The organism is Fibrobacter sp. (assembly GCA_012523595.1).
Lineage (GTDB): Bacteria > Fibrobacterota > Chitinivibrionia > Chitinivibrionales > Chitinispirillaceae > JAAYIG01.
In genome coordinates this window covers 81,346-97,340 of record JAAYIG010000222.1, presented here as the reverse complement: position 1 = coordinate 97,340, position 15,995 = coordinate 81,346, and the positions used below count along the sequence as shown (strand labels likewise).

General features: G+C 44.0%; 17 protein-coding genes. 14 read left to right on the top strand and 3 right to left on the bottom strand.

Annotated elements, in window-relative coordinates; genetic code table 11:
* The 8 genes from GX089_15935 to dusB all read left to right on the top strand — a co-directional run.
* Nucleotides 1–198: hypothetical protein (locus GX089_15935; protein ID NLP03984.1), on the top strand; the 198-nt coding region annotated here is incomplete at its 5' end.
* Between the two features lie 17 nt (nucleotides 199–215).
* Nucleotides 216–992: a cephalosporin hydroxylase gene (locus GX089_15930; GenBank protein ID NLP03983.1), complete on the top strand. Its 777-nt coding sequence runs from the start codon at nucleotides 216–218 to the stop codon at nucleotides 990–992.
* The gene (locus GX089_15925) at nucleotides 992–1,684 is read left to right on the top strand and encodes an FkbM family methyltransferase (GenBank protein NLP03982.1); all 693 of its coding nucleotides are present in this window, start codon (nucleotides 992–994) and stop codon (nucleotides 1,682–1,684) included. The genes GX089_15930 and GX089_15925 overlap by 1 nt, the downstream gene beginning before the upstream one ends.
* A gap of 61 nt (nucleotides 1,685–1,745) precedes the next feature.
* Nucleotides 1,746–2,225, top strand: a complete 480-nt coding sequence (locus GX089_15920) for a glycosyltransferase family 2 protein (protein ID NLP03981.1) — start codon at nucleotides 1,746–1,748, stop codon at nucleotides 2,223–2,225.
* Complete coding sequence (locus GX089_15915) at nucleotides 2,155–2,976, top strand: hypothetical protein (protein NLP03980.1); 822 nt, start codon at nucleotides 2,155–2,157, stop codon at nucleotides 2,974–2,976. The genes GX089_15920 and GX089_15915 overlap by 71 nt, the downstream gene beginning before the upstream one ends.
* Nucleotides 2,977–2,987: 11 nt before the next feature.
* Complete coding sequence (locus GX089_15910; GenBank protein ID NLP03979.1) at nucleotides 2,988–4,049, top strand: glycosyltransferase family 4 protein; 1,062 nt, start codon at nucleotides 2,988–2,990, stop codon at nucleotides 4,047–4,049.
* A gap of 203 nt (nucleotides 4,050–4,252) precedes the next feature.
* Nucleotides 4,253–5,293, top strand: coding sequence for a radical SAM protein (locus GX089_15905; GenBank protein NLP03978.1), 1,041 nt, complete (start codon nucleotides 4,253–4,255; stop codon nucleotides 5,291–5,293).
* Nucleotides 5,294–5,535: 242 nt separating this feature from the next.
* Complete coding sequence (gene dusB, locus GX089_15900) at nucleotides 5,536–6,486, top strand: tRNA dihydrouridine synthase DusB (protein NLP03977.1); 951 nt, start codon at nucleotides 5,536–5,538, stop codon at nucleotides 6,484–6,486.
* A gap of 2 nt (nucleotides 6,487–6,488) precedes the next feature.
* Here dusB and GX089_15895 read toward each other — a convergent pair whose 3' ends face one another.
* Nucleotides 6,489–6,662 carry a hypothetical protein gene (locus GX089_15895; GenBank protein NLP03976.1) on the bottom strand — a complete coding sequence of 58 codons (174 nt, stop codon included), beginning with the start codon at nucleotides 6,660–6,662 and terminating at the stop codon, nucleotides 6,489–6,491.
* A 176-nt stretch (nucleotides 6,663–6,838) separates the two neighbouring features.
* Here GX089_15895 and GX089_15890 point away from each other — a divergent pair, with 176 nt between their 5' ends.
* Complete coding sequence (locus GX089_15890; GenBank protein NLP03975.1) at nucleotides 6,839–7,567, top strand: pirin family protein; 729 nt, start codon at nucleotides 6,839–6,841, stop codon at nucleotides 7,565–7,567.
* Between the two features lie 164 nt (nucleotides 7,568–7,731).
* Here the strand turns inward: GX089_15890 and GX089_15885 are convergent, their stop codons facing one another.
* Nucleotides 7,732–8,313, bottom strand: a complete 582-nt coding sequence (locus GX089_15885) for an oxidoreductase (protein NLP03974.1) — start codon at nucleotides 8,311–8,313, stop codon at nucleotides 7,732–7,734.
* 52 nt (nucleotides 8,314–8,365) lie between these two features.
* Nucleotides 8,366–9,208 (bottom strand): hypothetical protein, encoded by an 843-nt coding sequence (locus tag GX089_15880; GenBank protein ID NLP03973.1) that lies wholly within the window; start codon nucleotides 9,206–9,208, stop codon nucleotides 8,366–8,368.
* 259 nt (nucleotides 9,209–9,467) lie between these two features.
* Here GX089_15880 and GX089_15875 point away from each other — a divergent pair, with 259 nt between their 5' ends.
* The 5 genes from GX089_15875 to GX089_15855 all read left to right on the top strand — a co-directional run bounded on the left by GX089_15875 (nucleotide 9,468) and on the right by GX089_15855 (nucleotide 15,919).
* Nucleotides 9,468–11,141: an L-lactate permease gene (locus GX089_15875; protein NLP03972.1), complete on the top strand. Its 1,674-nt coding sequence runs from the start codon at nucleotides 9,468–9,470 to the stop codon at nucleotides 11,139–11,141.
* 123 nt (nucleotides 11,142–11,264) lie between these two features.
* A complete protein-coding gene (locus GX089_15870; protein ID NLP03971.1) occupies nucleotides 11,265–12,143 on the top strand; it encodes a hypothetical protein in 879 nt (292 codons plus the stop codon).
* Between the two features lie 285 nt (nucleotides 12,144–12,428).
* Nucleotides 12,429–13,547: a CAP domain-containing protein gene (locus GX089_15865; protein ID NLP03970.1), complete on the top strand. Its 1,119-nt coding sequence runs from the start codon at nucleotides 12,429–12,431 to the stop codon at nucleotides 13,545–13,547.
* A gap of 385 nt (nucleotides 13,548–13,932) precedes the next feature.
* Nucleotides 13,933–14,742 carry an undecaprenyl-diphosphate phosphatase gene (locus GX089_15860; GenBank protein ID NLP03969.1) on the top strand — a complete coding sequence of 270 codons (810 nt, stop codon included), beginning with the start codon at nucleotides 13,933–13,935 and terminating at the stop codon, nucleotides 14,740–14,742.
* 151 nt (nucleotides 14,743–14,893) lie between these two features.
* On the top strand, nucleotides 14,894–15,919 hold the full coding sequence (locus tag GX089_15855; protein ID NLP03968.1) for a 2Fe-2S iron-sulfur cluster binding domain-containing protein: 1,026 nt from the start codon (nucleotides 14,894–14,896) through the stop codon (nucleotides 15,917–15,919).
* Nucleotides 15,920–15,995: the final 76 nt, after the last annotated feature.

Sequence of the window (15,995 nt, the reverse complement as noted above, 5' to 3'; positions counted from 1 at the left end):
GCCTATGTAGATGGCGATGTTCACAAGCAGTCGAAGACAATAGGTGGAATGAGGATATTTCCACCTGATGTGCTCAAAGAGGCTCTGCCTTCAGATTATGTTGTACTCACAGGAATAAATTACCGGAAACAAATGCGTTTTTACCTTGACAATATAGGTTTCAGAGGAACGGAAATAAGGCTGCAGGAAGACTACTGAGAGAAAGAGGAAATTGTATGGAGGATTTAAAGGAGAATACCATTAAGGGTAATCCTGTTGAAGAGTTCAAAGAGGAGTGCAGGGAACGGATTCTTAGTTATCCTTCAGATGAGAATCTTCAGAAAAGCGGCAAATCATTTCTCTTTGAGACACTGAGAACAAAGTATAGTTATAATTTCACATGGTTTGGCCGTCCGATCATTCAATACCCGCAGGATATCGTTGCTTTACAAGAAATTATATGGAGGGTTAAACCTGAGTGTATTCTGGAGATCGGTATTGCCCATGGAGGTTCACTGATTTATTCTGCATCTATGCTGGAACTTCTGGGCAATGATGGTATTGTACTGGGAGTAGACATCGATATCAGGGCGCATAATCGTGCTGAAATAGAAAAACATCCAATGAGTCATCGGATAAAAATGATAGAGGGTTCCAGTATCGATGATGCAATTGCAAAGCAGGTATATGATATTGCAGGGAAATACCGGAGTGTGATGGTCAGTCTTGATTCAAATCACACTCACGCTCATGTTCTTCGTGAGCTGCAGCTTTATTCCGGCCTGGTCTCAGTGGGCAGTTATTGTGTTGTCTTTGATGGAATAATAGAGGATATGCCGGAGGGGTTTTATTCCGACCGTGACTGGGGGCCGGGTAATAACCCCAGAACCGCGATCAGGGAGTTTCTGACGAATAATAATGATTTTATTGTTGATGAGGAGATAGAAGCGAAGCTTGTTGTGACTGCGGCCCCGTCGGGATATCTGAAACGAGTCAGGCAGGAGAACAAATAATGTCATACATTAACCCCCAGGCAGAAGAAAAGTTTTTCATTCGTCAGAAAGAGTTTATAAGACGGCTGGAGATTGGCAGGGATCCTTTGATATTCGATGTGGGTGCAAATATCGGCCAGAGTATCGAAGGGTACCGCAGGTTATTTCCGGAATGTAAAATTACATCGTTCGAGCCTCTGCCGGACTGTTTTGAAACACTCGTGCGACAATTTGGCGGGACAGATGGTATTTCACTTGAAAATCTTGCGCTTGCTGAAACTGAAGGCGTTAGAACCTTTTATTCAACAAGGTGTAAGAGCGCATCGTCACTGCTTGAACCCGATCCCATTATCAGAAAGAAAAGTGTAAAAGGCAACTGCGATTATGACAAAATCGAGGTTAAAACAGGAACACTGGACAGCTATTGTAAACGTAATGGGGTTAAAGAAATTGATATTCTGAAGATAGATGTTCAGGGAGCAGACAGCCTCCTGAAAAACGGCGCGATAAGACTTATCTATTCGGAAGTCCTCTTTGCGGAGAACTACAGCGGACAAAGCAGTTTGCTTTCCATCTCTGCCTTTCTGGAAAAACATTCTTACCTGCTCTGGGATTTTAAGTCCTTTTCTATTTACGAGGGCGGGACGGTTATGGACAGCAAACGCGATTTTCGTATCAGAGTCCACTTGCAAAACACTGGAGAATTATCCTGAGGAATTCAAGGAACCGTAAAAGCTTATAAGATTGTAAACTTAACTTGAATAAATGGGCAAAATGAACAAATCAGATGGAAAACCACGTGTAAGTATTGGAATGCCGGTGTATAATGGGGGTGATCTGCTCAAACTGGCGATAGAGTCTCTTCTGGCTCAGGAGTATGGAGACTTTGAATTTGTAATCTGCGACAATGCTTCTACCGACGGAACAGAAGAGCTTTGCCGGAGTTATGCAGCACATGATTCCCGTATAACTTACTACAGGCGTGACCGCAATTACGGGATGAATGATAATGGGCAAAAAGCGTTCTCGATGGCCTCAAAGGGGATTTATTACCAGATGGCATCACATGATGATCAATGGCATCCGTCATTTCTAAAAAGATGTGTCGAATGTCTCGATGCGAATCCATCGGTGGTAATGGCTGTTCCTGCTGTACAATTTCTCTCTCCCAAGGGTGTTCCATGTGAATTTCCGTATCCACCGCTGCATACAGTGGGTATGGGACTGCGCAGCAGAGTGGCATCAATTTTTTAATGAAACCAATGTCGGATATAATTCCTATGGATTATACAGAAGAGATGTACTTGAAAAAATCAGACTGGATATTAAATGTTATGGCAATGATGTCATCTACCTGCTTCTTATTTCTCTGATTGGTGAAGTACAGTTTATCTCTGAAAAACTCTTTTACTACCGTCTTAATGGCCGAACCGCTCAGGAACAGATGGATGCAATAAGCAAGGGACTGGGAGGGGCTGAAAAACCTTACACTACCCTTACTATCAATCTGATGCGGGCGATAATGGGTTCATCTCTGTCGTCCACAATGAAAAGAGTGATTCTAAGCGACATAATTCAGATAATTGCTGTGAAAAACCAGGCCTGGCGCAGCATGATAATTAAGGAGAATCCCTCTATTCTTCCATTTATCGAACCTGCCATGCATGGAAACTGTCCATCGGTTGAAAGCAACCTCGTAGCAGTTTTTTCATCACTGCTGCTTCCATTCTGTTACCAGAAAACAGCATTCGAGGGTTGTATTGATTTTTCAGAGACAGGGTCCTTTGATGATATCCCGGATAGGGACAAAATACGACCTGCTCCGGGGCACAGTGAATTTGTAAATACGATTGTCACACTGTTTGAGCAGAAGAATTATGTTAAGGCTCTGTGCTATTACGATGAATACAGAAATACACAGCCCCGAACGGAATTGGTAAAAAAAATAGAGGGGGCAATAGAGAGTTTCAGACCTGTTTTTAAGACCGGTCGGTATCATCATTAAACAGGAAAAAATTGAAAATTCTCTTTCAAAACAGGGCTAACTCATTAAATATGCCCGGAGGTGATTCTGTTGTCCAGAAACGTCTTCAGGAACAACTGGAATCACGCGGGCACACGGTAGATTTATCGACTGATGCGGATGTAAATCTCAGCGGGTATGATATTGTTCATTCATTCAATATGTGCCTGCCTCAGGAACTTGAGAAGTTCCTTAACAACGCGATAAAGTACCGCAAACCATTTGTAGTCACTTCACTTCAGGAAGATATGCCGCTATATTTGAAAAAAGCGTTAATTACCAAGGAGTTTTTCGAGAATTATATAAGGCAGGGTCAGGATCCGGGATTATTTGATGGATTTAAGCAGATGCTTTCCAAAGCTGTTCCTGTTAGTCCTCAGACATCAAAAATTACTGCCCTGTATGCCCACAGACTGCTTGCATGCGGCAACACGGAAGCCTCATACCTGCAGAAACTCTTCCAGTCTGCAAAAATCTCTGTTATCCCTTTCGGGTCAAGTATAATTGACACTGAAATTTCCGGGGACCTGTTCAAAAAGACTTATGGACTGGAGAATTTCGTATTGTGTGTCGGAAGACTGGAAATCCGGAAAAATCAATTGATGCTGCTAAAAGCCCTTGAGAATGACAATATCCCGGTTGTATTTGCTGATGCCGGTTTTTCCTACGATCCTATGTATGCCTCGTTTTGCAAAGCTTTCAGGAGAAAAGGAACCACACTGTTTACTGGACGGTTAACAGATAAGATGCTTGTCTCTGCATTCAGGGCTGCAAGAGTACACTGCCTTCCAAGCTGGTACGAACTGCCCGGACTTGTAACACTGGAAGCTGCACGGTATGGGTGTGCGACTGTTGCCTCGAGCTGGGGTGCGATCAGGGATTATCTGGGTGACCTCTGTGAGTATTGTGAACCGGATTCTCCGGAGTCTATTCGTGATGCGGTTTTAAGAGCCATGGATAAGGGGCCCACAGAGGAGTTACGGGAACTGGCATCGAAATTCACATGGGAAGAGGCTGTTAAAAAGGTTGAGGATGTGTATTACGAAATTGTTTGATGACAAAAAGAGAAATATTCTTTATACAGAGAGAATTATGAACAATCCGGCAGTTGGAAAGAAACTGAAAAGAAAGTGTTCCCTGTGTTTACACTTGACCGACAGGGTGGTGTAAAGCTTTGGAGTCACAAATGACTCAAGGAAATTATCTCCGTATACGATATATATGATATATGTAATGATTAGTTGGAAGGGACACGTATATGGTGGAAAGTGATACTGCTGTCAGAAATACCGTTGCAGAAAAAACTTCTGCACATCTTCCGGAAGAAAAAATGATTGTAGCTCCATTGCCCAGGCCGAATCTGGTTTCCTTGATGCTGGAGATTATGATCGGGTGTAACCTCAAATGCGCATTGTGCAATGTCGATAAGTTAAAGCACAGATTCCTTTCTGTAGAAAAAATTGAAGAGATTATTAACAAGCTGCCTACCCTGCAGAGAATAGTTATTCTTGGACATGGTGAGCCGTTACTGCATCCTGAATGGCTTAAGATAATGGAAGTCATCAAAAGATTTCAATTGAAAATGCACATGGTTACAAATGGTATGCTTTGGACTGATGAGAAAATAATGGCCCTTCCGCCGCAGACCATAGTTCAGTTTTCCATTGATTCTTTCAGGCATGATATTTATGCGGCCATGAGGCCGCGCGGAGATTTGGTCAGAGTTCTTGGAAACCTGAAGCGTCTTGCTGAATTGCGGTCTGATGTCATTATTGGTATTCAGAGTCTTATCACTAAGCAAACTGAACTCTATCTGGAAGAAATTGGCAGTTTTTGCCGTCAATTCGGATTCGATTTTAATGTTATTTACCCTGGGACAACGAAAGAAACATATAAAGAGTTTTATCCCGAAAGACCACATTATCTGAAAAATTATACTGCTCCGAAAGGTTGTGCAGAACCCTTTACTTCTGTAGTGGTCGGCATTGATGGGGAGATTTATCCCTGCTGCTATATGTACGGGAGCCTGAACAAGGAAAAGCCCGGGGATAAGCATATCGAGGAAATGGTGGAAGGGAAGATAAATCGCGTAAACGCCGGAGAATACAGGCTTGGTAATATCTATGTGGATGATGTTTACAAAATATGGAATGATAAAACTATGCGGTCGGTCAGAAATGCCATTTATTACTCCCAAAACCCAACTGCGACATATCAGGAATTAAGAAACAGTACCGATCTGGAAAACGGCCATGGCTATTGTGCCATGTGTGCGTTAAGATGGGGAAAACTCTGTTGAAATGCATCCGGGAAAAGATCATCCCGCGATACCGGTTTTTCAGGTATTAAATATCTTCTGGTTTCAGCCGGTAGTTATTATTAAACCCAGTGATGTCTGCTGACTTTATTGCTCTTATTCGGTATTGGCATCGGGATCGATTTCATTGTTCTCGATTCCGGTTCCGGTATGGGTATTGTCTCTGAATTATACCATTCAGTTTTTTAAAGAAAGGATTTCGGAAGGGATTTATTTTTACTCTTATGTTTAAAGGCAGAAAAGTCATACTTGCTCCCATGGCAGGGATCACAGAGACAGTATTTCGATGTATTTGTAAAGAGTTCGGTGCAGATATACTCTTTTCGGAAATGGTGAGTGCCGAGGGACTGCTGCACGGTTCGAAAGCTACTGAGGAGCTCCTGACGTTTGAGCAGAAGGAGCGTCCGATCGGGATTCAGCTTTTCGGGGCAAATCCTGATCACATGGCAAGAGCCGCCGAGATCATTTACAAAAAGGCAAGCCCCGATTTCATAGACATTAACGCCGGATGTCCGGTGGCCAAGGTTGTGAAAAAGAATGGCGGTTCCGGGCTTCTGAAGGATCAGAAGCTGTTTGGGGAAATCGTGCGTTCTGTAGCAGGGGCAGTACCTGTTCCTGTGACTGTCAAGATCCGCTCAGGATGGGAGAGGTATAAGTGGGTTGATGTGGAGTTTGCTGTTACTGCCCAGCAGTGTGGCGCCGCTGCTCTTACCCTTCACCCACGTTCTCAGACCATGGGGTTTTCAGGACATTCTTACTGGGAAAGAATTGCGGAAGTCAAAAAGGTACTCTCGATTCCGGTCATTGGAAACGGGGATATCGTGACTGCATCTGATGCCCTGGAGATGTTCAGGAGTACCGGATGTGATTCGGTTATGATAGGACGGGGGGCATTTGGGAACCCATGGATCTTCTCTCAGGTGAAAAGATCTCCGGAGGGCAGGGAGGAGATGGCAGTTACCCCGGAGATGAAAATCGAAACAGCGCTGAGACATATAGAAAGGTACAAAGAGATATACGGTGAGGCTCGTGCATACCGGGAGATGAAAAAGCACACGGCACGTTATGTAAAGGGTCTTCCGGGAGTCTCTGCAATAAGAGACCGGATCTTCAGAGCCGGATCAACTGATGAACTGATCGCTGTGTTAAGAGAGGCAGAGAGGATTGCGGTGTAGACTTATCCTCCCCACTTTTTTCCGCACTTACGGCATTTGTAAACTACACAACCCATAAATACTATTCTCTCGAAAAAGTTGGGTTTTTCAACGATATCATAACCCCTTGACATGCATCTGGGACATTTGGTTGTGTTGCTCATCGCTTTTTTTGTAGGTCGCTTGGCCTGAGGCATTTAATTCTCCGCAGTTTCATGGGTTAAATAAAAAATTAAACACTAAGAATATAACAGGCAGAAAAGAAAATCAAGGATTGCCATTTTTTACGGGAGAATACGTACTGTCTTTAAGGGTATTGTCCGTTTAAGGAGTGCTCTCGTATTTGCTATAATGTCACTAAGGAGGGTTTAGTATGGACAGACCAGTCAAGGTGGCTGCTGCAGCGATAGAGGATGGGGCAGGGGTGAGGATATGGCGGCTTTTCCCTTCGCCTGAATATGGCAGTTTTGATCCTTTTGTGTTGCTCGATGAGTTTTTCGTGAAAAAGGGAACGGGTTTTCCTGAACATCAGCACAGGGGTTTTGAGGCTGTCACCTATATGATCGATGGAGCGTTCAGGCACAAAGATACTCTGGGAAACGATACAACGGTTTTGGAAGGGGGAGCGCAGAGATTCAGCGCAGGGAAGGGTATTGTGCACTCTGAGATGCCGGGCAGTGATGAGGGTTGTCACGGGTTTCAGCTCTGGATCAATCTCCCTATACACCTTAAAAGGAGCGAACCGGAATATCAGCAGGTCAATCCTGAGCAGATAAAGACAGAAGTGAATGGAAACGTGGAGATACGCACCATTCTTGGCGGTAATTCACCTGTAAAGCATTTCACACCTGCTCAATTTAAAGACTTCAGACTTTCCGGTGCCTCCTCATTGAGTCTTCCGATACCATTCCATAACGGTTTTCTCTATGTTTACAGCGGAGAGGTAGAGACCGAGTATGGACCCCTGATGGCTCATGAAGCACTTTTTTTGAAGAAAACAGGGGTTATTCAGGTGGATGCAAAAGATCCGGTGAGATTTATAATGGTCAGCGGAAATCCTTTGAACCAGCCAATTGTGATAAGAGGAAGTTTCGTAGAGTAAATTCTGCTTTCCTGGAGAAATGACGAATGGGGGAGAGGGTGTATTTTTTAAGTAAATCCTTACCTTTAGGCGTCATGCCTGTGAAAACAGGCATCCAGTCTTGCTTCCCTGGAAAGATATTGACCTGATAGCTGAATTTTCAGCTTCAGGTCTCTTTTCCTCTGCTACCTCGATGTCTTATATACAATATCGATCGCCAGACCTGCTGCCAGCAGCAGTAATCCCTTAGCTGTGTCTCCTTCACCTTCGTCCAGTGAAATCAGGTAGTTGTCTGCGGATGTGAATAGTTCCTTTCCTATCCCTGCCCATTTTTTGGTCACAACACCGATCTGATTTCCATTAGCTCCGATAAACCGGAAATTCCATCCTTTCCAGTCTCCCCTGATTTCCGCTACAAGCCTTTCATTGTTGTCGAATACAAAAAATCCTCCGCCGGGAGAAAAAAGCTTGCTTTTGAAAAAGCCGACCTGGTTGTCTTCACTGTCTGAGATGGTTACTTTTGCTCTGAAGAATTGAAAGCCTTTGTTGATACTGAACAGAAGCTGCTCGTTGTTATCTCTTATCTCCACTTTTGTGGGAAGGAGAATTTTATTTCCCACAAGCCTTAGCACCTTCAACAGGCCCGATATCTTTTCCTGCGCGAATCCGATCAGATCACCGCTGTCTGGATCGAAAATATCGTATCTGTCGGAAAGTTTCAGAAGTCCTACTCTTTCCTTGATCAGAAATCTTCTTCTAGTGAGCATGACAGGTGCCTCCGGTTTAAGAGAAAGTTTTAGAGAACTATTACTCCTATTGTTATTTCCTGATTCTTATTCCCACCTCGAGAAGTTTATCTCTGCTGAGAACCCAGAATACATCATCGAGGATATAGTTAACAAATAAATCCCCGGTAAGGATACGGTTGTGAAATTCGACTGATGTCCCGAATGTTTGCGACCAGTAAGTTCCGTCAGTGGCTCCTCCCAGGAGCGACTGTCCGGTTACCCGGACTGTCATTTTTCTCCAGGTGTATGCAGCGTAGCTTAAATCAAGTGTCAGTTCGCTTGTGCTGGTGACTGTTTTGGCGGAGATGGGCGTGTTTTTATTCTGGCCGCGTTTTCGCAAAAAAAAGCCCCACCTGGCGTTCCAGGAGAAACGGTCAATAAATCTTTCTGCGGAACCGATATCCCCGGGATATTGGAAAGAGGTTGGGGATTGAAGGCCGATAAAAATTTTATTCCAGTAAAGAGAAGGAATTTCACTTCGGTCGATTTGATGGTAACAGGGATGTTCCAGTCCTGCCTGGACAATCAAATTATCAAATCTGTACTCGAACCATGCATTCGCATGATAGGAGGCATCTCTGGGATCAAAGATAATGATTCCATCCTGTTTTCCCATCCCTGTTATCTGACGGTAATCCCATTTGTGAAAAAAGCGGTCGCCTATCGAGAAGAGGGCAAAATCGATATGAAGACTCAATTCAATAAAGTATTTTTCCTCGAATTCAGAATCTTTGTGCAAAAAGAAAGTTTTCAGATGAGAGCCGAGGTGAGTTTCAGGCAGAAAAGAAAATCCGCTTTTTTTTTCTTCTGAGTGGGCAGAGAGAGCAAGAAGCAGGAAAAGGAGAGAGAGCTGAGCTTTCAGTGATCCAGACATTTTTTTTCTCTTTTTAAAGCTAACCATGATTCGGATACAATAAAACAAGAATATCATTTCCTGATCAAAATAATCAAGGTAAGAGAAACATTTTAACAAAATCACAGAATCTCTTCTATAGATAAAAAAGATTATAATGCCCCTTAATTTATGTTAATCAAGTACACTGTAATCATCTTTAATCAGGTTAATCAGTGGTAAAAAAGTTGCTATTGCTCTTTTATCTCTTTGAACTATCTCTTTTAAGAAAGGAAAACCGGTGTTAGTCATTTTAGCATTGATTCCGATTCTTGTTGTTGGTTTTCTGATGCTGGGATTGCTTTGGCCATCGGCCAAGGCTATGCCGGTTGGTTTTTTTCTTACTGTTCTGATAGCTATGCTGGCCTGGGATATGCCTCTGAGATGGGTTACAGCCGCGGCTATCTCCGGAATTATCAACGCCATTGATATTCTGATAATAGTATTCGGGGCTCTTCTCATACTCCAGCTTATGAGACGCAGTGGTGGTATTGACGGGATTTCGGAGTCGATGGCAAGTTTAAGCTCTGATCGTCGCATTCAGGTAATCATAATTGCATGGTTTATGGGGAGTTTTCTTGAGGGGGCAGCGGGGTTTGGGACTCCTGCTGCTATCGGGGCTCCGCTGTTGGTGGGAATGGGTTTCCCGCCGCTTGTAGCGGCTGTTGTCACACTCATTGCAGACAGTGTCCCTGTTGTGTTCGGGGCTGTAGGTGTGCCGATCTGGGGTGGATTTGAGGCTATCAGGACTCTTACTGGATGGCCTGTGAGTGTCAATGGCACAGTTCTGCAGTTCAGCGACTTTATTAATAATATCGGGGCGTTTGCTGGAATTATCAATTTCCTTTCCGGCTCGGTTATACCTCTTTTTATAGTAATGCTCATGGTTAAGATTTCGGGGGGAACTTTCAGACAGGGATTAAAGATCTGGCCTGTTGCTATTGTAGCCGGGTTCCTTTTTACACTTCCCCAGGCTTTAATCGCTTTTTTTATCGGCCCTGAGCTCCCTACGCTATTGGGCTCCCTGATTGGTCTTCTGATTTTTGTGTTTCTGATCAAATTTAAAATCCTTTCTGCTCCGGGACATTGGGATTTTCCTTCCAGAGATAAATGGCCTTCTGACTGGGAGGGGGTGCTGAAAACAAAGGCGGAGGACATGTCTCTGGGGATGAAACGTAAAATTGGCCCGGTAAAAGCCTGGATTCCCTATATCCTGATTGGAGTGCTACTGCTTTTCAGCCGGGTAGAAATCTTCGGGTTAATTCCGGTATTGAAGGCCTGGTCTATAGGCTGGAGTGAGATTTTAGGTACTAGCTTCAGCAGGGCTATCACGCCTCTCTACAATCCGGGTATTTTTCCTTTTCTGCTTGTGGCTCTGTTTATCCCCTGGCTGCATAAACTTAACTGGAAGGCAGCATCGAGGGCCTGGGTGGAAGTGTTGCACATGATAGTGCCGGCATCCATAGCGTTGGTTTTTGCGTTGGGGATGGTTTACATAATGATGAACACCGGCGGGGCATCGGGCAGGGATTCAATGCTCATAGTACTTGCTAAAGCTGCGGCAGCTTACACGGGAAGGATCTGGTATCTGATGGCTCCGTTTGTGGGGGTTCTGGGGGCGTTTGTTTCAGGAAGTGCCACGGTGTCTAACATAATGTTTGGACCTTTCCAGTATGGGACTGCTATTGCGGCATCATTGCCTGTCACACCGGTACTTGCCTTGCAGACAATCGGGGCAGCAGCCGGAAATATGATCTGTATTCATAATGTGGTTGCTGTTCTCACAACCGTGGGGTTGATTGGAAAAGAGGGACTGGTAATAAAAAGAAATCTTCCGGTATGCTTAATTTATGGAATCCTGGCTGGAGTTTTCGGATGGATAGTTCTGTTGCTGTTTTTCCCTTCCATCTATTAAGCAGAGATTCGGCTCTTTTCAATTTTTCCGGTTATTACTATCTTTCAATGTATGAAAGATAGTTCCGGCGATAACTGGGTGGGCAAAAGCAGGGAAAATAACCTCGGCAACAGAATCTTTAATGTGATAATTTCCAGATTCGGCCTTAATCCTGCTTATTTTGTCCTCTTTTTTGCCGCCACCCAGTATACACTTCTTGATAAAAAGTCCAGAAAAGTAATTAAAGAATTCAGGTCAAGATTGGGTTTGAAAACCACAATTCTGGACTATTACCGGCATTTCTACTCTTTTGGCACCTCTCTTATCGATCGTTATGCTTATCTGCTCTCTGAAAAAAGCCTTTTCTCTTATACTTTTTTAAGGGAAGATGTCATAGCTGAGTATGTATCAAGAGGCAAGGGTGTGATTTTGCTTGGTGCTCACATGGGGAACTGGGAGGTTGCGGGAAATCTCCTTAAGGAAAGATTAAATGTGCGGGTAAATCTCCTGATGTATGATATAGAGAGTGAGGAGACGAAGAAAACTTTCAGCAGGGCATTAAATAACAGAGATGTTAATATCATAAATATTACCTTGGATTCACCCGATTCTATGATAGAGATAGTAAATGCATTGCGAAGGGGCGAAATAATCTGCATGCATGGAGACCGGATTATGGGGAATCAGCGGGGGAGGAGGATTGAGTTTCTTGGCAGAGAGGCACTTTTTCCATCGGGTCCCTTTGATATAGCTGCTGTGACTGGTGCTGCGCTTATACCCTTTTATGCTCTCAAAACAAGCTGGAAACACTATACTTTCAGGGCATTTGACCCGGTGGTTATCAGGTATTCTGACAGGGAGGAGAGGCAGAAGCTGATCAGTGCCGCGATGGATGCTTATGTAAAAACTCTTGAGTCGGTTGCGAAAGAGTTTCCCTGCCAGTGGTATAATTTCTATGATTTCTGGCCGGATACCATTAGCGAAGGACAATTACAAGTTGGGCAGGATTGGCTGGCTTCTTAGTCTTTACTGGTGGAAGAAGAAACGAATATTGTATACCGGATTTCCATTTTGTCTTGTCGTGCTGTCGTACTTTTCTGGTAGAAGAAGAGGCGATAATTGTACAATGGATCTTAGTAATGTTCCATTCTTCAGGTCGGGATCGGTATCGGTATCGGAATCGGTATCGAATATTTTTTAATCCAACGTCGAATAATGGAATCAAAATAATAATCCAATCTCCGGCCACTGACAACTAATGACTGGGCACAGGTTTTATTCCGGTTCTTTCAGAAGGGGATGTTTCTTATGAAAAAAACACTGATCTCTCTGTGGGTCGTTTTTACAGTGGTTTTATTTTCTTTGCGGACAATCTCTGCTCAGGAGAGGGGATATGGGGATCCTGATCTTGCTTATCCAGATCTGCCCAACTGGCAGGAGAGGGCGACGATTGTACTTACAAATGCCTGCAGGATGGATCCGGTGGGATACAGGGATGAATACGTTGGTGATTACCAGATTCTGCTGCCGGGTTCTTATCCGGCAGTGCGGCCGCTTTACTGGCAGGTTGATCTGAACAGAGCTGCAAGGGCTCATGCTGGAGATATGTCACAGAACTGTGGTCTGCAGCATAATTCCTGCAATGGAGATAGCTGGTCTGCCCGGATTACATCCTATTATAAAAACAGCCATTCTATTGCAGAGAATATTGCTTCAGGACGGGAGCATCCGCAGGAATCCATGAGGCAGTGGATTATGGATGGCACTCCGCCTGCTGGGGACAAATCCGGTTCTGACGGTCACAGGGTTAATATCATGAACAAAAATTACCGGGAGATGGGAGCGGGTTATGCGTATGGTTCGGTAAGGTATAACCATTTCTGGGTACAGGATTTTGGAGGCGGGAGGCCTGCTGTGAACCATCCTGTTCCGGGTGGTTCCCATATCTTCATAAAAGATTCGATCCGTTTCATGGCCAACTACTACGATTCACTTGACAGGAAACCACAAAAAACGATGGTTGTTGTGGATGGTCAGCAGTGGGAGATGGGGCTTCACCTGGGGACTGCCGGTAAGGGAACCTATGCAAAAACCGCAGTATCGATGAAAGTGTGCCGGAATTACTGTTTCCTGTTTACTGATGCTGACGGGAAGGAGTGGAGATTTCCTGAATATGGAATGCTTGTGACCTATGGAGAGGGTGATTGTAAAACAAGTTATATTCCACCGGAAGATGTGTCAGTGAGGACTCCTCTTAGCGGTTATCGTCTGGTTAATCAAAAGGGTACTGCTATAATGAGAACTGATCTTTCCGGGCGGATAATTCAATCTGGTTCAAATGAAGGCAGGGTTGCAGGTTCGTCAGTAAATATTATGATTACAAATGAGAGAAAGAACTCCCGGCTGATTCTCGATTTGAACAACTGAGATCACACAAATCAGAAAGAGCTTTTCTATCTGGTTCCTCAATCATATTTTCTGCTGTGGCTGAGGTCTGGATCTCCGGCGTAATTCTTGCATTCTTGACAGTTATCCTGTCGGATAACCATTTCAGAATACTGCACAATTGTTCCAGATGATTGCTCCATTTTTGGAAATGCTTAAGAGGCCGGAGTTATTTTATGTGGCTACCGGGTAATGCCCGGGTAGAATCAGGAAACAGGGCAATCTCAATTGACAATAATGAAAAATCGCTCGACAGGATTACAGGACTGAAAAACAGATAGCCCGGTATTTTCATTGATGAAAGTGGAAATTGGCCCCTCGTTTGTCACCTGTCTGGCAGGTATTTTCCGGATTAGAGAGGAAAGGAATGGAAGAGTTTTTCAAGGCGGTTATTTTAGGCATTGTGGAAGGGATCACCGAATTTCTTCCGATCAGCAGCACCGGTCATCTTATACTGATGAATCAGTTTATCGATTTTACCGGTGATTTTGCCAATCTCTTCAGTATTGTCATCCAACTTGGGGCGATACTCTCGGTTGTTGTTTACTTCTGGGACCGTCTCTATCCATTCAGTCGGGAAAAATCAGCTCAGCAAAGAAGGGATGTCTGGAAAATATGGGAGAAGACTGTTCTGGGGGTAATTCCAGCGGTTCTGCTCGGCGGGTTGTTTGCAGATTTTATTGAGAAGAAACTTTTTAATCCCTATATCGTGGCCATAGCTTTGGTTATAGGCGGTGTATTTTTAATAATCCTGGAAAGAAAGGGAAAAAATACCAGATTCGACTCAGTACAGTCTCTTACTGTTGGAGCAGTGATTGGTATCGGTCTTTTTCAGACCCTTGCAATGATACCGGGTACATCCCGTTCGGCGGCAACAATCCTTGGTGCTATGGCACTGGGAGCATCGAGAGCTGTCGCAGCGGAGTTTTCATTTTTCCTGGCCATCCCAACGATGATCGGGGCCTCAGGATATTCTCTTTTGAAATCGGGTTTCAGCCTCTCTTCTCAGCAATGGATGGTGCTTGCAGTTGGATTTGTAGTCGCGTTTCTTGTAGCCTGGGCTGTAATTGCCATTTTTATGAACTATATCCGAAGAAAAGATTTCATGCCTTTTGCTTATTACAGGATAGTACTTGGAGCGGTGGTGCTTCTGTACTTTGCATTAGCTGCCCAATAGTTTAATTTAAGGATATATTTTATTCTGGCACTTCCTTCATCAGGACGAAATTGGTATCGGAATAAGAGACTTTTCTCAGGTTTATTATAAGTAAAACAACTCTTTTTCTATAATCAAGAAAACCTTTAAATCAAGCGAATCAAGGTCAAATATGGCAACAATAGATATCAACTGCGGAGCAAGAGTCTTAAGTGTTGATGATGACCAGAAATTGATCGATGTTCTCAGAGTCCAGGGTATACATCTGCCGTCTGCTTGCGGCAGTATGGGAACCTGCGGATTATGTAAAGTAAAAATACGCGGTGATTCGGGGCCGCTTACTGACGCTGAAATGGCAAAGCTTTCTGATAAGGAGCGTTCCGATGGAATCAGACTGAGTTGCCAGGTTATCACGCATGGAACCTTGAATATCGAGCTTCCTCCTGAATTTTTGACATCCCAGAACTTTCGTTCACTGGTTGAGAGAAAAAGACTTCTCACTCCGGACATTGTAGAACTGAGGCTCAAGCTCCTCTCTCCAGATTCCATTTCATTTCTTCCCGGACAATATATCCTTCTGAAAATGCCTCCCGGGGGTGATTCCAAAACTACTATGCGTCCATTTTCTATTGCCTCTTCAAGCAAAGAAACCTCATTTGTTGAATTGAATATCCGTTTGAATCCAGAGGGAGTATTTACTCCCTGGGTCTTAAACTCTCTTCAGGAGGGGCAGGAAATAGGGTTTAGCGGCCCAAGAGGCAATTTTTATATCCAAAATACGAATAATCCAATGCTTATGATTGCTGGCGGTTCGGGAATGGCGCCTGTGAGATCAATTCTTAAAACAATGGCTGATAATGATATCCAGAGGAAGGTGCTGTTTTTCTTCGGGGCCGTCTCCCAAAAAGATCTTTTTTACATTGATGAAATGGCGGAGCTTAAGAACAGGCTTTCCGATTTCAGATTTATACCAGCTCTCTCAGGTGAACCGCTTCAGAGTGACTGGAACGGGGAGCGCGGTTTGATTACAGATGTGGTAGACAGATCTCTTGATGGTGAGCTGAGCCAGTATGAGGCTTATCTCTGTGGTAAACCTGCTATGATCGAGGGGTGTATCAAGGTTCTGGAGAGCAAAGGAATTGCCCGGGAAAAGACCTATTTCGATCTTTTCAATGCTGCACGTCCATTGTCAAAATAGTACTGTATCTGAATTATCCACGTTTTCTGGGCAGGATGGTTCGATCAATAATGTCTGGTAAATTTACCCTGTACAT

What these genes read in the sequence shown, in the direction of transcription:
- GX089_15880 (NLP03973.1), bottom strand. Translation starts at nt 9,208, where the DNA reads ATGTCTGGATCACTGAAAGCTCAGCTCTCTCTCCTTTTCCTGCTTCTT.
- GX089_15925 (NLP03982.1), top strand. Translation starts at nt 992, where the DNA reads ATGTCATACATTAACCCCCAGGCAGAAGAAAAGTTTTTCATTCGTCAG.
- GX089_15930 (NLP03983.1), top strand. Translation starts at nt 216, where the DNA reads ATGGAGGATTTAAAGGAGAATACCATTAAGGGTAATCCTGTTGAAGAG.
- GX089_15885 (NLP03974.1), bottom strand. Translation starts at nt 8,313, where the DNA reads ATGCTCACTAGAAGAAGATTTCTGATCAAGGAAAGAGTAGGACTTCTG.
- GX089_15855 (NLP03968.1), top strand. Translation starts at nt 14,894, where the DNA reads ATGGCAACAATAGATATCAACTGCGGAGCAAGAGTCTTAAGTGTTGAT.
- GX089_15920 (NLP03981.1), top strand. Translation starts at nt 1,746, where the DNA reads ATGAACAAATCAGATGGAAAACCACGTGTAAGTATTGGAATGCCGGTG.
- GX089_15860 (NLP03969.1), top strand. Translation starts at nt 13,933, where the DNA reads ATGGAAGAGTTTTTCAAGGCGGTTATTTTAGGCATTGTGGAAGGGATC.
- GX089_15905 (NLP03978.1), top strand. Translation starts at nt 4,253, where the DNA reads ATGGTGGAAAGTGATACTGCTGTCAGAAATACCGTTGCAGAAAAAACT.
- GX089_15895 (NLP03976.1), bottom strand. Translation starts at nt 6,662, where the DNA reads ATGCCTCAGGCCAAGCGACCTACAAAAAAAGCGATGAGCAACACAACC.
- GX089_15865 (NLP03970.1), top strand. Translation starts at nt 12,429, where the DNA reads ATGAAAAAAACACTGATCTCTCTGTGGGTCGTTTTTACAGTGGTTTTA.
- dusB (NLP03977.1), top strand. Translation starts at nt 5,536, where the DNA reads ATGTTTAAAGGCAGAAAAGTCATACTTGCTCCCATGGCAGGGATCACA.
- GX089_15890 (NLP03975.1), top strand. Translation starts at nt 6,839, where the DNA reads ATGGACAGACCAGTCAAGGTGGCTGCTGCAGCGATAGAGGATGGGGCA.